Consider the following 15,008-nt stretch of genomic DNA (forward strand, 5'->3'; position numbering starts at 1 on the left):
ATCAGCCGGTGAAGGCCAGGATCGCGTCGTTCGCCAGCTGATCGATCGGGCCCGGGACCACCCCGAAACCGATGGTGAGCAGCAGGGCCACGCCGATCGCGACGGCGGCGGCGGGATGAACCGAGACCGGCTCCGCTTCCTCGTCGGTCGATCCGAGATACATCGACAGCACGATGCGCAGGTAGAGGAACGCCGACACGACGGCGGCGATCATCGCGACGACCGCGAGCCAGAACGAACGGGCGTCCACCGCGGCCCCGATCACCTCGAACTTGGCGACGAAGCCCGTGGTCAGCGGCACGCCGGCCTGGCCGAGCAGGAAGATCGTGAACGCGAAGGCCAGCGCCGGGTTGCGCCGGTTGAGTCCGTCGAGGTCGTCGAGGCTCGTGGCGCGATCGCCCTCGCCCGAGACGACCGTCAGCACACCGAAGGAACCGATCACGAGGAACGTGTAGGCGGCGGCGTAGAAGACGACCGACGCGACGCCGCGGGCGCTCGCCGCCTGCACCCCGACCAGGATGAAGCCGGCGTGGCTGATCGACGAGTACGCAAGCATGCGCTTGGCGTCACGCTGCACGATCGCCAGCACGGATCCGACCAGGAGCGTGGCGACGGCGAGCGCGTAGATCACCGGCTGCCAGTCATCGGCGAACCCGATGAACGACAGGTAGAAGACCCGCACGAGGGCGGCGAACCCGGCCGCCTTGACGGCCGACGCCATGAACGCGACGACCGGCGTGGGCGCGCCCTGGTAGACGTCGGGCGTCCATGCGTGGAACGGCACGGCCGCCACCTTGAAGCCGAGCCCGACGAGCAGCATGGCGAAGCCGATCAACAGCATCGCGTCGTCGATCAGGATCGTAGCTTCGAGATAGATCCGGATCTCCAGCAGGTTCAGCGACCCGGTGGCGCCGTAGACCATCGCCATTCCGTAGAGGAGAAACGCCGACGAGAAGGCACCCAGGACGAAGTACTTGAGGCCCGCCTCCAGCGACTCGGTGCGGCGGGCGTGCATCGCCGCCATCACGTAGACGGCGATGGAGAGCGTCTCGAGGCCGAGGAACAGGACGATGAGATCGTTGGCCCCGACCATGACGAGGCCGCCGGCCGCGGACAGCATGAGCAGGACGTACATCTCCGCGCCCACGAGCCGTTCCCGCCGCAGGAAGCCGTCGAACAACAACGCGCTGAAGACCACGGCGAGTGCGATGAGCCCACCGAACACCAGCGCGAAGCCGTCGAGGCCGTACTGCGTGCCGAAGGCGGCGATCGGACCACCGCCGGGGTTCGCCCCGGCGAGGAGATCCGCGTCGCTCAGGTCCTCGGGCCGGAAGTGCTGTTGCCACAGGACGACGGTGGCGATGAACGACACGAGGCCGACGCCCACCGTGAACGCGGCGTCGAAGCCGATGCGCAGGGCTTGCACGAACCCGGCCGAGAGGACGAGCACGGCGAGGAGACCGATGTAGAACACCGGCTCGGACACGTCGTCGCGCACGCCGGCGAGGGGGACGTCGTTGCCGACGAGGCCCCCGACGATCCACATGGCGAGCACGGTGACCGGCCCGATCGCGGTCGTGATCAGCGCGTCGAACTCCGCCGGCAACCGCTTCACGATCGAGCGGAACATGATCAGCAGGATGGCGCCGAGAGCCAGCGTCATCAGCGGTGTGAGCGCCGACCAGACGACGTCCGGTGTCTCCACGGGTGGGGAGGTGAGCTGGGCGAGCATCAGTGATCGTCCTCCGCGTCCTCAGCCTCGCCATGGTCGTCAGCGTCGTCAGGGTCGGGGACGACGAAGTCGGCGGTCGGTTCCTCGAAGTCGTCGACGTGGAACTCGACATGGGAGATCAGCGCGTCGACCGCCGGTTCCATGCGATCGATCACCGGCTTCGGATAGACGCCCATGAACACGATGCCGAAGAGGAACGGCGCCATGATGAACGCCTCCTTCAGCGTGAGGTCCTTCATGGTGGCGTTGTCGCCCTCGGCCGGGCCGTGGAAGACCCGCTGGTAGGCCCACAACAGATACAGGGCGGCGATGATCACGCCGCTGGCGGCGACGACGGCCCACCAACGATGGGCGGCGAACGCCCCGATGAGGGTCAGGAACTCACCGACGAACCCGTTGAGCCCGGGAAGCCCGATCGACGACAGCATCACGACCATGAAGACACCCGCGAAGAACGGGGCCGGCTTCTGGAGGCCGCCGAGCTCGCTGATCTCGCGGGTGTGGCGGCGGTCGTAGATCCAGCCGACCAGCAGGAACAGCGCACCGGTCGAGAGGCCGTGGTTGACCATCTGGAGGATGCCGCCCTCGATGCCCTCGGTGTTGAGGGCGAAGGTGCCGATCACGATGAAGCCGAGATGAGCGACGGACGAATAGGCGACGAGCCGTTTGAGATCGCGCTGCATCGTCGCCGCGATCGCGCCGTAGATGATGCCGATCGTGCCGAGGGTGACCAGGGCCGGGGCGAACCAGACCGCGGCCTCGGGGAAGAGGTAGATCCCGAAGCGCAGGAACCCGTAGGTGCCGAGCTTGAGCATCACCGCGGCGAGGATGACCGAGCCGGCGGTCGGTGCGTTGGTGTGCGCGTCCGGCAACCAGGTGTGGACTGGGAAGAGCGGCACCTTCACGGCGAACGCGAGGGCGAACGACAGGAAGATCCAGCGGGCGGTCGTGGTGGCGATCGCCTGCGACTCGGCCAGCTCGATGAGATCGAACGTGAGGACCCCGGTCTCGGCCTCGTTCAGGAACGCGAGCGACAGGATGCCGACGAGCATGAGCGCCGAGCCGAACATCGTGTAGATGAAGAACTTCGTCGCCGCGTAGGCCCGTTCGCCGTGCCCCCACTGACCGATCAGGAAGTACATCGGGATCAGCACGATCTCGAAGAAGACGAAGAACGCGAACAGGTCGAGGGCGAGGAACACGCCCATGCATCCGGCCTCGAGCACGAGCAGCCACGCGTAGTACGCCTTCGGCGTGTGCTCGGCGTCGATCGCCACGATCGAGATCGGGAAGATCACGCCCGTGAGCACGACGAGCCACAGCGAGATGCCGTCCACGCCGAGGTGCCACGAGATGCCCAGACTCTCGATCCAGGTGTGGGAGTTCTCGAGCTGCATCTCCGCCGCGTGGGCGGGGCTGGTGTCGAACGCGGTCAGGACCCAGATGGCCATGGCGCCGACGACCGCCGAGAACAGGAAGGCGATCTGTTTGAAGTTCTCCGGGCGGCTGTTGGGCAACAGCAGGAGGAACAGGGCGCCGATCACCGGGAGGATCACGAGCGCGGACAGCACGGGGAAGGTGGCGGAACTGGTCCCTTCCAGCGATTCGGCGGCGAGGAGAAGTGACTGCATCAGACGTTCGCCCTCGTGAGGAACCACACGATCAGCGCGACCGCGCCGACCCCGACCATGGCGGCGTAGGACCGCACCAGACCCGACTGGAGGCGGCGCAGCTGGCCGCCGCCGCTCCGCACGAGCCGACCGACGCCGTTGACGGCGCCGTCCACGAACGTCGCATCGAACCAGGCGACCAGATCGAAGCTCTTGCGGCCCGGGCCACCCATGAAGTCACTGATCGACTCGTCGTAGCGCCAGGCCCGGGCGAGGATCGGGAGCTCGATCCGCTTGGCCGGGAATCGGCCCTGGAGGTAGACGGCAACGGCGGCCGCGATGCCGATCACCCCGCCGATGACGGCCACGACGGCGAGCGCCCACTTCGTGCCCGCACCGCTGGTGAGGTGGGCCGGATGGACGAGCGTCGGTTCGAGCCAGTGGTCGAGGAAGTGGAGATCGCTGGTGAACGGCAGGTTCATGACGCCGGCCACGATCGCCGCGCCGGCGAGCACGACGAGCGGGACGGTCATCTGCCAGGGCGACTCGTGCGGGTGGTACTCGCGGCGGGCCCGCGCCGCGTCGGGCAGGTCTTCGTCGGCGATGTCGCCGAGGGCCGGCTCGCTGAAGAGGTCGAACTCGATCGTGCCCGCGCCCATCGACGACGCCGCGACGGTGGCCACCTGGGCCTCGGCCGTACGCACGGCATCGCGAGCGGCCTCCACGGCGACGGTCGCCTCGTCGGCGGCGGCCTGTGCCTTGGCGACACCGTCCTTCGCCTTGTCGAGGTTCTTCGTGGCCTTGTCGACGGCCTTCTCGTCGGACGAGTCGACCTCGGCCATCTCCGTCTCGCGGGTGGCCAGCTTCTCCTGGGCCTTCGCGAGCTTCTCTTGTGCCTTCACCACCGCGTCCTCGGCACCACCGATGCCCGCCTCGGCTTCGGCGACCGCGGCCTCGGCGGCGGCGACCTTCGCCGCGTTCAGCTGCTCGACCTCCTCGGCCCGCACGTCGGCGTAGCGATAGCGGCCGAAGAAGGTCATGAACACCTGACGGCTCATGTAGAAGGCCGTGAGAATCGCGGTGACGAGGCCGACGAGCCACAGACCGATGTTGTCTTCCCAGGCGAAGGCGAGGATCTCGTCCTTCGACCAGAAACCGGCGAACGGCGGCACGCCGGCGATGGCGAGCCAGCCGATGATGAAGGTGATCGACGTGATCGGCATCAACTTCCGCAGGGCGCCGTAGTGGCGCATGTCCTGGTCCCCGTCCATACCGTGGATGACGGATCCGGAACCGAGGAACAACAACGCCTTGAAGAAGGCGTGGGTGACCATGTGGAAGATGGCAGCCACGTAGGCGCCGGTGCCGATGGCCAGGAACATGTAGCCGAGCTGGCTCACCGTCGAATAGGCGAGCACCTTCTTGATGTCGTTCTGGGCGACGGCGATCGTCGCGGCGAACAGCGCGGTTGCCGCGCCAACCCACGCGATCGTGGTGGGCGCCCACGCGGCGGACACGTCGATGACGCCGTTCATGCGGGTGAGCAGGTACACGCCCGAGGTGACCATCGTCGCGGCATGGATGAGCGCGGACACGGGGGTCGGGCCGGCCATGGCGTCGGGCAACCAGACGAACAAGGGGATCTGGGCGCTCTTGCCGGCCGCGCCGACGAGCAGGAGGATCGTGATCGCCGTGGCGGTCGACTCGGCGAGACCGGCGTCGGCCGCGAAGATGTCGACGTACTGGATGCTCCCGATCGTCGTGAACGTCAGGAACATCGCGACCATGAAGCCCCAGTCACCGATGCGGTTGGTGACGAACGCCTTCTTGCCGGCCGTCGCGTTCGCCTCCTCGGTGAACCAGAAGGAGATCAGGAAGTACGAGCAGGCGCCGACGCCCTCCCAACCGAGGAAGGTGAGCAGCATGTTGTCACCGAGCACGAGCATGAGCATCGAGAAGGCGAAGAGGTTCAGGTAGAGGAAGAACTTCGAGAACTTCGGATCCCCGTGCATGTACCCGATCGAGTACAGGTGGATCAGCGCGCCGACGCCGGTGATGAACAGGGTCATCGTGACCGACAGCGGGTCGACGAGGAAGCCGACGTCGACCTGGAAGTCGCCGGCCGGCACCCACTCGAACAGCGTCTGCACGAACTGGCGGTCGTTGTCGGCATCGCCGTGAGCATCCAGGCCGAGGAGCCCGACGTAGACGACGACCGACGAGACGAACGAGCCGCCCATCGCGAGCGTCGCGAGCCAGCCCGCGCGGGACTCGCCGAGCTTCGGCCCCGCGAGCAGGAGCACGACGAACCCGGCCAGGGGGAACGCGGGGATCAGCCAGACTGCTTCGACCATCGCCCTACCCCCTCAACACCGAGATGTCGTCCGCGGTCGCACCCTGGCGACGGCGGTTGATGGCCACGACGAGCGCGAGGCCCACCACCACTTCGACGGCGGCCACGACCAGCACGAAGAACACGGCGATCTGCCCGGTCACGTTGTTCAACTCCGTGCCCACCGCCACGAACGTGATGTTGACGGCGTTGAGCATCAGCTCCACGCACATGAACATGACCAGCGGGTTGCGGCGCACGAGCAGACCCACCGCGCCGATGGCGAACAGCACCGCCGAGAGCACGAGGTACCAGTCGGTCGAGACCTCCATCAGCCCTCCTCACCTTCCGCCTCGTCAGAGGTGGGACGGGACTCTGACCCCGGGTGTCCCACCTCGGCGAGGTCGGAGTCCGGGAGGTCCGCCCCCGGCACGCCAGCGACGCCGGCGTTGCCGTTGGCGCCGCGTGGGGCGGGGTCGGGCACGTCCATGGCGGCGGGATCGAGATCGTCGAGCGGGTCGAGGCCGATGACCGTGCGGGTCAGTACGACGGCACCGATGACGGCGATGGTGAGGAGACCGGCGGTGATCTCGAACGACATCGCATAGTCGCTGAAGAGCACCCGGCCGAGGCGCTCGATGTCGGTGAACCGCTCGCCGTTCGGACCAGCACTGTTCAACGCCTGTTCGCCGCTCTCCGTCACGCGACCGGTCAACCCGTCCGAGGCGATGATCGTGGCGACGATGACCGACCCGAACAGGGCCGCGCCGATCACGACCGCCAGCGGCTGCTGACCGGCGATGGGTTCCTTGAGGCGCCACTCCTCGGCGACATCCACGCCGAGCAGCATGATGACGAAGAGGATCAGGATGACGATGGCGGCGGCGTAGACGATGACCTGCACCGCGGCGAGGAAGTGCGCGTCCTGGACGACGAAGAGGATCGCGACGCCGAAGAGGGTCTGCACGAGGAACAGCGCGGAGTGCACCGGATTGCGAGCGGCGACTACACCGATCGCGCCCGTCAGGATGATGGCCGCGCCGACGATGAAGACGATGGTCTCGTTCGTCACGCTGCCCCTCCCTCTCCCTCATCGGCATCCGCATCGGCGGACTGGCCGACCTCGGGATCGCGCACGCCGTAGCCGAGCTCGCCGGCCCAGTGGACGACACCTTCGTAGCGATGGTCGCCGGCGGGCGACGTGGCCCGCATCCAGCCGGAGGTCATCTCGTCGTCCCCCGGACGCCAGTCCTCCCACGGCAGCTGTTGGGGCTTGCCGTCGTCGCCGACGACGAGCTCCTTCTTGGTGTAGATCGCATCGTCGCGGTTGGTGAACGAGAACTCGAACAGCTTCGTTTCGGTGATGGCCTGCGTCGGGCACGCCTCGACACACAGGTCGCAGTGGATGCAACGCAGATAGTTGATCTCGTAGACGTAGCCGAACCGCTCACCCGGCGACGTCGGGGTCTCCGGATCGTTGTCGGCGCCGCGTACGTAGATGCACTTCGCGGGACACACACCGGCGCACAGCTCGCAGCCGATGCACTTCTCCATGCCGTCCTCGTAGCGGTTGAGGACGTGGCGGCCGTGGAGACGCTCGGTCTTCTCACGCTTCTCGTCGAGCTTGCCCTCGGGAGCCTTGCCGCCGCGGTAGTCGACCGTGAGGGTCGCCCCGGTGTCGGTCGACTTGAACAGCTTGCGGAACGTGACCGCGAACCCGCGGAAGTAGTCGCCGATTTCAGCCATGGTCGGCTCCTTCCCGTTCGAGGCGCTCGAGGCGCGCGGTGCGCACGGCGGCCATCAACAGACCGGCCAGCACCGCGCAGGCGGCGAAGAGGCCGACGATGAAGAGGATCTCCTGCTGCGAGTCCCAGCCGCGGTCCTCGCCCACCTGGAGACCGGCGAGCAGGATGAACCACGCGAGCGAGACGGGGATGAGCAGCTTCCAGCCGAGATCCATGAGCTGGTCGTAGCGGAAGCGGGGCAGCGTGGCCCGGACCCACACGAGGGCCCACAGGAACACCATCGTCTTGGCGAAGAACCACACGATGCCCCAGGGCCACTCGGGGCCGAAGAGCACCGGTCCGGCCGGGCCACCGAGGAAGAGGGTGACGGCGATGGCCGACATCGTGATCTGGTTCATGAACTCCGCGAGGAAGAACAGGGCGAAGCGGATCGACGAGTACTCGGTGTGGAAGCCACCGACGAGCTCCTGCTCGGCTTCGACGAGGTCGAACGGCGGATGGTTCAACTCGGCCGTGCCGGCGATGAGGAAGATGATGAAGGGGACGAACGCGGTGGTGATCAGGTTCCACCGGGGGACGAACCCGAGCCAACCGTCGCCGGCCTGCTGAGCGACGATGTCGTGGGTCGACAGCGATCCGCTGATGAGGACGACAGCGGCGATCGCGAGACCGAGTGCCGCCTCGTAGGAGATCATCTGGGCGGTCGCCCGCACCGATCCGAGCAGGGGGTACTTCGAGCCCGAACCCCATCCGGCGAGCATGATGCCGTAGATCGCGAGCGACGACATCGCGAGGAAGAAGAGGATGCCGACCGGCGGATCGGCCACCTGGAGGAAGGTCGGGTTGTCGCCCCACTGGAACAGGCCGCTCTCGGTCGAGCCGTCGGCCAGCGTGCGGCTCTCGTTGAAGTTGCCGCCCAGGGGCACGATCGCGAAGACGAGGAACGCGGGGACGAGCGAGAGGTACGGCGCGAGCTTGAAGACGAACCGGTCCGACTTCTCCGGGACGAGGTCCTCCTTCATGAAGAGCTTGATGCCGTCGGCGAGGCTCTGGAGGATGCCCCACGGACCCGCCACGCTCGGACCGATGCGGTTCTGGAAGTCCGCGATGACCTTGCGGAGGAACCAGATGTTCAGCATCACCGCCACGAGCAGGAAGACGAACGCGACGACGACCTTGACCAAGACCCAACCGACGTCGCCACCGTCGACACCGTCGAGGAACATGGGATCGAGCCCGAGGATCATGGCCGTTCCACCCGCACGTCGGTGACGGTGGCCGCCCCGTCGATCATCGAGTTGGCGGACCAGCCGTCGACGGAGAACGGCACCGCGGCGGTGCCGGCCGGCACGCCGGCGTCCGGCTCGACCGGGGCCAGCAGGTGGCCGCGCTCGGACTCGAGCTTCACGACCGTGCCCCGCTCGACGCCGATCTTGTCGAAGTCGACCGGGTTGAGGCGGATCTGGATCGAACGGGCGAGCCCGGCGCTGGCCGGGCTGTGACGCAACGCCACCCCGTCGTCGTACATGCGCCGGGTGGTGACGAGGCGCAGCGAGTAGGCGTCGTTCGCGGGACCACCGTCCGCCGCCGGGGCGGGCAGCGCGATGTCTCCCGAGCCGGCGATCAGCACGCCTTCGATCCGCCCTTCGTCGAGGGCATCGGCGGTGAGGTCGCCGTGGACGGCGGACACGGCCGCGAGTTCGGCTCGGATCGACGCCGGCGAGTCGACACCCAGATCGGCGCCGAGCCGCAGCGCGAGCTCGGCCGCGATCATCCAGTCCGGGCGGGACGTGCCGGCCGGAGTGACCTTCTGCTCCATCACGCTCACCCGACCTTCGAGATTGGTGAACGTGCCGCTCGATTCCGTCGGGGCGGCGGCGGCGAGCACGACGTCCGCGAAGCGGGTGGTGGAGTCGCTCGGCAGCATGTCGACCGAGATCACGATGCCGGCCCCGGCGAGACCGGCCGCCGCGAGTTCGTGGTCGGGGAAGTCGTTGATCGGGTCGGCCCCGAGCAACAGGAGCACGTCGATCCCGCCGTCCTTGGCGGCGGCCAGGATGCCGGCGGCGTCGTGACCGACCGAGGACGGCACGGACGACCAGGCATCGGCGAAGCGGGTCGCCCCGGCGGCGAGCGTGGTGCGGCCGGGGAGGAGCCCTGGGGAGAGGCCGTTGTCGAGCGCTCCGTGGATGTTGCCGCGGCGCAGGGCGGACAGGAACGACACGTCGGCGAGTCCGTTGAGCGCGTGGGCGGCAGCCACGGTGGCGTCGGCCGACTCGGCAACAGATCCCCGGCCGAGCACGACGGTGACGGGACCGTCGATCGCCCCGGCGGCCGCAGCGATCGCGTCGGCGGACACGCCGGCGGCATCGGCCGCCGCGCCCGATCGGGCGGCGACGAGCGCCTCCGCCAGCACGCCGACCTCGCCCGGCCGGGCGTGGAGCGAATGGGCGGCGATACCGGAGAGCCCGCCGCGTTGCGGCGTGAGCTCGATGAGCGTGGCGCCGTCCTCGACGACCGCGTGGCGCAGCCGGAGGTAGAGGGCACCGAGCTCCTCCTTCGGGTCCGACCCGACGAGGATGATCGTGCCGCCCGGGCGGCAGGCGTCGTTGATCGTGGCGCGGGGCAGACCGAGCACGAGCTCGGCCGGGAGGCCGTCACCGAGCTGGGCGTCGACATGATCCGTGCCGACGACGCCCTTCATCAGCTTGGCCCACGCGTACTGGGCCTCGTTGGTCATGCGGGCGCCGCCGAGGACGGCGACGCGGTTCGGGTCGACATCGGTGAGCGCGTCGACGACCGCGCTCATCGCGCCGGCCCAACCGGTGGTGACGAGGTCGCCCGTGACGCCGTCACGGTGCATCGGAGCGACGAAACGCGCCTCGGCGTTCAGCGCCTCGAAGCTGAAACGCTCCTTGTCCGACAGCCAGCCCCAGTTCACGGCATCGGCGTCGACACCGAGGAGCCGCAGCACCTGGTTGCGCGAGGACTGGACGGTGATGCGCGAGCCGACCGAGTCGGTCCACGCGGTCGAGATGGTCTCCTGGAGGTCCCACGGACGCGCCTTGAAGCGGTAGGGCTTGGCCGTGAGGGCGCCGACCGGGCAGATCTGCACGGTGTTGCCGGAGAAGTAGGAGGCGAACGGTTCGTCGGGGAAGGTGTTGACCTGGGTGTTGTTCCCGCGATCCATGAAGTGGATCAGCGTGTCGCCTGCGACCTCGTCGGCGAAGCGGGTGCAGCGGTCACAGAGGATGCAGCGCTCGCGGTCGAGGTACACGGTGTCGCTGATCGCGATGGGCTTTTCGTAGTGGCGCTTCTCCTCGACGAAACGCGATTCGCCGGGGCCGTAGGCCATCGTCTGGTCCTGGAGCGGACACTCGCCGCCCTTGTCGCAGACCGGACAGTCCAGCGGATGGTTGATCAGGAGGAACTCGAGGACGCCGTCCTGCGCCTTCTTCACCGTCTCCGTCTCGGTCTGCACCGTCATGCCGTCGCTCACCGGGGCCATGCAGCTCGGCTGGAGCGCCGGACCGCGACCCGTGTCGACCTCGACGAGACACATCCGACACATGCCCACCGGGTTCATGCGGGAGTGATGGCAGAAGCGGGGGATGTAGGTGCCGTGGCGTTCGGCCGCGTCGATCAGCAGCTCGCCGGGGTTCGCCTGGATCTCGACGCCGTCGATGGTCACGGCGACGGTGCTCACGTTCTCCTGGGTGTCGGTCACGAGCCGGCCTCCACGGGAGCAGCCGCGACCGGAATCGAGTCGCGCTTGGTGATCTTCGCCTCGTACTCGTGGCGGAAGCGGCGGATGGTCGAGGTGATCGGGGCGACCGACGACGGACCCAGCGGGCAGATGGTGGTCTGCTTCGGCGGGAAGGGAACGGCCTCGAGCCCCTGGCTCGGGTCGGCGGCGTTGGGATACGGGCCCGGGGAGATGTTGTCGGCGATGTCGAGCAGCATGTCGATGTCACTGGGCCGACCCTCACCGTCGAGGATGCGCTGGAGCACCCGCTCCTCCCAGGTGGTGCCCTCCCGACACGGCGTGCACTTGCCGCAGGACTCGCGGGCGTAGAAGCGGACCAGGCGCAGCGCGGCCTTGACCGCGTCGGTGGTCTCGTCCATCACCATGATGGCGCCGGACCCGAGCATCGAGCCGGCCGCGCCGACCGGTCGGGCCTCGAGCGGCAGGTCGAGCTGCTCGGGGAAGAACCACGGGGCCGATCCGCCGCCGGGCACGAACATCTTGAGCTCGTGGCCGTCGCGGATGCCCTGGCAGAAGTTGTCGCCGTAGAACAGCTCGCGGAAGGTGGTGACCCCCTGCTCGATCTCGTAGACCCCGGGCCGGTTCACATGGCCGGACACCGCGATCATGCGGGTGCCGGGCGAGTCGGCGGAGCCGTAGGTCTTGTACTGGCTCGGGCCGTTGACCATCAGCCACGGGAGATTGCTGAGGGTCTCGACATTGTTCACGATCGTCGGCTGGCCGTAGAGCCCGATGGCTGCCGGGAAGTAGGGCGGCTTGAGGCGGGGCATGCCCCGGTTGCCCTCGAGCGACTCGATGAGTGCGGTCTCCTCGCCGACGATGTAGGCGCCCGCGCCCCAGGTGAGGGTGATGTCGACGGAGAAGTGGGTGCCGAGGATGTTCTTGCCGACGAGACCCTTCTCGTAGGCGTCGTTGAGCGCCTGGGCGATTCGTTCCTGGGCGAGCGCCATCTCGCCGCGGACGTAGAGGAAGCACTGAGCCAGACCCAGCGCGTAGCAGGTGATGAGACAACCCTCGATCAGCTGATGCGGGTCTCGCTCCATGAGGAGACGATCCTTGTAGGTGCCCGGCTCGGACTCGTCGCCGTTCACCACGAGGTAGTACGGGAACTTGCCGGGGGGCATGAACCCCCACTTGACCCCGGCCGGGAAGCCGGCGCCGCCGCGACCGAGCACGGTTGCCTCACGGACGTCGTCGTGGACCTCGGACGGCTTCTTGGCGAGGGCGGCGCGTAGGCCGTCGTAGCCCCCGGTCGCCTCGTAGCGTTCGAGGGTGTAGCTGTCCTCGTGGGGGAAGCGGGAGGTGACGATCTTCGGCCCGTCGTTGTCGACATAGCCGGGAGCGTGGGGGATGTAGGCGTGGGTCGGCACTATCCCTCCTCCGACGAATCGTTCCGAGCCAGCCACACGGGTGCTTCTCTGGCGTCCTCGGGCGGCACGATACCGGCGCCCTTCCCGGCGGGGATCGCCTGGCGGATCGTCGCGAGCGTGCCGTGGGCGGGGATGTCGTCGGCCCGACCGGACCGGAGGTCCTCGATCATCTGATCGAACTCGTCGTGGCTCATGCGCAGCTTGTAGCGATAGTTCACCTGGAGACACGGTGCCTCGGTGCAGGCGGCGATGCACTCCACGTCCTCGAGGGTGAACATGCCGTCGGCGGTCGTTCCCCCGGCCTTCACGCCGAGCGTCTTCTCGGCGTGGTCGAGCAACTCCTCACCGCCGAGCAGCTGGCAGGAGAGGTTGGTGCACACGTTGACCATGTACGTGCCGACCGGGTGGAACTTGAACATCTCGTAGAACGAGCCGGTGCCCTTCACCTCGGCCGGCGTGGTGCCGGTCAGCTCGGCGATGTGGCGCATGGCGTCGTCGGTGACGTAGCCGTCCTGCTCCTGGGCGAGATGCAACAGGGGGATCAGCGCCGACTTCTTCACCGGGTAGCGCGAGATGATGTCGGTGGCGATCGCGAGGTTGGCGTCGGAGAAGCGGCTCATCGGTCCACCTCGCCCATGATCGGATCGACCGAGGAGATGATCGCGACGCCGTCGGCGATCAGACCGTCCTTCATGAGGTGCGGCATCGTCTGGAGGTTGATGAACGACGGCCCGCGCACGTGCATCCGGTACGGCGTGGCGGTGCCGTCGGACACGATGTAGACGCCGAGTTCACCGCGGGGCGACTCGACGCAGGCGTAGGCCTCCCCCACCGGCACCTGGAATCCCTCCGTGAAGATCTTGAAGTGGTGGATGAGCGCTTCCATCGACTCGTCGATCCGGACCCGGGGCGGCGGAGTGACCTTCTTGTCCTGCACCCGATAGTCACCGGCGGGCATCTTGTCGACGATCTGGCGCACGATCCGCATCGACTCGCGGATCTCGTTGAGCCGGATCGCGTAGCGGTCATAGCAGTCGCCGTAGGTGCCGACGATCACGTCGAACTCGACCTCGTCGTAGGCGAGATACGGCTCGTGGCGGCGGAGGTCCCAGGCGTAGCCGGTGGACCGCAGGAGCGGACCGGTGGCGGACAGGGCGAGCGCCTCGTCGCTGTTCAGCACGCCGACCCCCTGGAGCCGGTCGCGCCAGATCGGCTGGCCGGTCATGAGCACGTCGTACTCGTCGAGGCGCGGGGCGGTGATGTCGAGGATGCGCACCACCTCGTCCTCCCACCCGTCGGGCAGGTCGGCGGCGACGCCCCCGGGGCGGATGTAGTTGTGGTTCATCCGCAGACCGGTGACGATCTCGAAGAACCGCAGCACCTCTTCACGCTCACGCCAGCCGTAGATCATCATGCCGACGGCGCCGAGATCCATGCCGTTCGTGGCCATGAAGAGCAGGTGCGACGACATGCGGTTGAGCTCGCACATCAGCATCCGGATCCACGTGGCCCGCTCGGGCACCTCGATGCCGAGGAGCTTCTCGGTGGCGAGGGAGAACGCGAGCTCGCTGAACAGCGGCGAGGCGTAGTCCATGCGGGTGACGTTGGTGCAGCCCTGGAGATAGGTGAGCTGCTCGGCCTGCTTCTCCATGCCGGTGTGGAGATAACCGACGACGGGCTTGGACCGCAGCACGGTCTCACCCTCCATCTCGAGCATGAGACGCAGCACCCCATGGGTCGACGGATGCGACGGACCCATGTTGAGCAGCACGCGTTCGTCGTCGAGCGGCGTGTTCGGGTCGTTGCCGATCTCCGCCGCCTCGGCCTCGGAGAGGCGCAGCACCGCGGAGTCGTCACCGCGCCGGAGTACCCGTTCCGCAGTCACTTCCCCACCGTCGCCTTCTGGCTTCGCACCGTGCGGCTCATCGAATATTGCTCGCAGCCTTGAACTGCACCGGGATGCTCCCGACCGCATAGTCCTTCCGGAGCGGGTGACCGATCCAGTCCTCCGGCATGAGGATCCGGCTCATGTCGGGGTGCTCGGCGAACTCGATGCCGAACATGTCATAGACCTCGCGCTCGAGCGCCTCCGCGCCGGGCCAGAGGTCGAACAGCGACGGTGCGATCGGCTCGTCGCCGGGCACCTGGACCCGGATCCGGATCCGCTCGCCGGACTCGTGGTTGATCAGCGCGGTGACGACCTCGAAGCGCTGCGCCTCGTGACCCGCGGGCAGGCCGCGGGGAGCGGCGAAGGTGAGATAGTCCACGGCGGTCAGGTCGATCAGCTGATCGAAGCCGTCCGCCCGAGCGGCCGTTGCGACCGCCAGATAGCCCTCGACATCCGTGTGGAGCACGCCGTCGGCTCCCTCGACCCCGCCGTAGCGGCCCGCCGGCGCTTCCGCGGGCGTCTCGTCGTCAGCCGTCTCGTCGGCCGTGGTTTCCTCGTCGCTCAC

At 67.9% G+C, this 15,008-nt stretch carries 12 protein-coding genes; all 12 read right to left on the reverse strand.

Annotation, left to right across the window (positions count from 1 at the left end; genetic code table 11):
- Position 1: 1 nt before the first annotated feature.
- From R8F63_16020 to R8F63_16075, 12 genes are read right to left on the reverse strand one after another with little or no spacing between them, the layout of a single operon-like run.
- Entirely contained in the window at positions 2–1,732 is a 1,731-nt protein-coding gene (locus R8F63_16020) for an NADH-quinone oxidoreductase subunit N (protein ID MDW3220119.1), read from the reverse strand.
- Entirely contained in the window at positions 1,732–3,363 is a 1,632-nt protein-coding gene (locus R8F63_16025) for an NADH-quinone oxidoreductase subunit M (GenBank protein MDW3220120.1), read from the reverse strand. Before R8F63_16025 ends, R8F63_16020 begins: the two co-directional genes overlap by 1 nt.
- Positions 3,363–5,696, reverse strand: a complete 2,334-nt coding sequence (gene nuoL / locus R8F63_16030) for an NADH-quinone oxidoreductase subunit L (GenBank protein MDW3220121.1) — start codon at positions 5,694–5,696, stop codon at positions 3,363–3,365. The genes R8F63_16025 and nuoL overlap by 1 nt, the downstream gene beginning before the upstream one ends.
- Positions 5,697–5,700: 4 nt before the next feature.
- A complete protein-coding gene (gene nuoK, locus R8F63_16035; protein ID MDW3220122.1) occupies positions 5,701–6,006 on the reverse strand; it encodes an NADH-quinone oxidoreductase subunit NuoK in 306 nt (101 codons plus the stop codon).
- Complete coding sequence (locus R8F63_16040) at positions 6,006–6,746, reverse strand: NADH-quinone oxidoreductase subunit J (protein MDW3220123.1); 741 nt, start codon at positions 6,744–6,746, stop codon at positions 6,006–6,008. Before R8F63_16040 ends, nuoK begins: the two co-directional genes overlap by 1 nt.
- Complete coding sequence (gene nuoI / locus R8F63_16045; GenBank protein ID MDW3220124.1) at positions 6,743–7,420, reverse strand: NADH-quinone oxidoreductase subunit NuoI; 678 nt, start codon at positions 7,418–7,420, stop codon at positions 6,743–6,745. The genes R8F63_16040 and nuoI overlap by 4 nt, the downstream gene beginning before the upstream one ends.
- On the reverse strand, positions 7,413–8,666 hold the full coding sequence (nuoH, locus tag R8F63_16050) for an NADH-quinone oxidoreductase subunit NuoH (protein ID MDW3220125.1): 1,254 nt from the start codon (positions 8,664–8,666) through the stop codon (positions 7,413–7,415). Before nuoH ends, nuoI begins: the two co-directional genes overlap by 8 nt.
- Entirely contained in the window at positions 8,663–11,146 is a 2,484-nt protein-coding gene (gene nuoG / locus R8F63_16055; protein ID MDW3220126.1) for an NADH-quinone oxidoreductase subunit NuoG, read from the reverse strand. The genes nuoH and nuoG overlap by 4 nt, the downstream gene beginning before the upstream one ends.
- A complete protein-coding gene (gene nuoF / locus R8F63_16060; GenBank protein MDW3220127.1) occupies positions 11,143–12,555 on the reverse strand; it encodes an NADH-quinone oxidoreductase subunit NuoF in 1,413 nt (470 codons plus the stop codon). Before nuoF ends, nuoG begins: the two co-directional genes overlap by 4 nt.
- Positions 12,555–13,175, reverse strand: coding sequence for an NAD(P)H-dependent oxidoreductase subunit E (locus tag R8F63_16065; protein MDW3220128.1), 621 nt, complete (start codon positions 13,173–13,175; stop codon positions 12,555–12,557). The genes nuoF and R8F63_16065 overlap by 1 nt, the downstream gene beginning before the upstream one ends.
- Complete coding sequence (locus tag R8F63_16070) at positions 13,172–14,440, reverse strand: NADH-quinone oxidoreductase subunit D (GenBank protein ID MDW3220129.1); 1,269 nt, start codon at positions 14,438–14,440, stop codon at positions 13,172–13,174. The genes R8F63_16065 and R8F63_16070 overlap by 4 nt, the downstream gene beginning before the upstream one ends.
- A 37-nt stretch (positions 14,441–14,477) precedes the next feature.
- Entirely contained in the window at positions 14,478–15,008 is a 531-nt protein-coding gene (locus R8F63_16075; GenBank protein ID MDW3220130.1) for an NADH-quinone oxidoreductase subunit C, read from the reverse strand.

It is taken from the genome of Acidimicrobiales bacterium (assembly GCA_033344915.1).
Taxonomy (GTDB): Bacteria; Actinomycetota; Acidimicrobiia; order Acidimicrobiales; family Aldehydirespiratoraceae; genus JAJRXC01.

What these genes read in the sequence shown, in the direction of transcription:
- R8F63_16020 (MDW3220119.1), bottom strand. Translation starts at nt 1,732, where the DNA reads ATGCTCGCCCAGCTCACCTCCCCACCCGTGGAGACACCGGACGTCGTC.
- R8F63_16025 (MDW3220120.1), bottom strand. Translation starts at nt 3,363, where the DNA reads ATGCAGTCACTTCTCCTCGCCGCCGAATCGCTGGAAGGGACCAGTTCC.
- nuoL (MDW3220121.1), bottom strand. Translation starts at nt 5,696, where the DNA reads ATGGTCGAAGCAGTCTGGCTGATCCCCGCGTTCCCCCTGGCCGGGTTC.
- nuoK (MDW3220122.1), bottom strand. Translation starts at nt 6,006, where the DNA reads ATGGAGGTCTCGACCGACTGGTACCTCGTGCTCTCGGCGGTGCTGTTC.
- nuoI (MDW3220124.1), bottom strand. Translation starts at nt 7,420, where the DNA reads ATGGCTGAAATCGGCGACTACTTCCGCGGGTTCGCGGTCACGTTCCGC.
- nuoH (MDW3220125.1), bottom strand. Translation starts at nt 8,666, where the DNA reads ATGATCCTCGGGCTCGATCCCATGTTCCTCGACGGTGTCGACGGTGGC.
- R8F63_16065 (MDW3220128.1), bottom strand. Translation starts at nt 13,175, where the DNA reads ATGAGCCGCTTCTCCGACGCCAACCTCGCGATCGCCACCGACATCATC.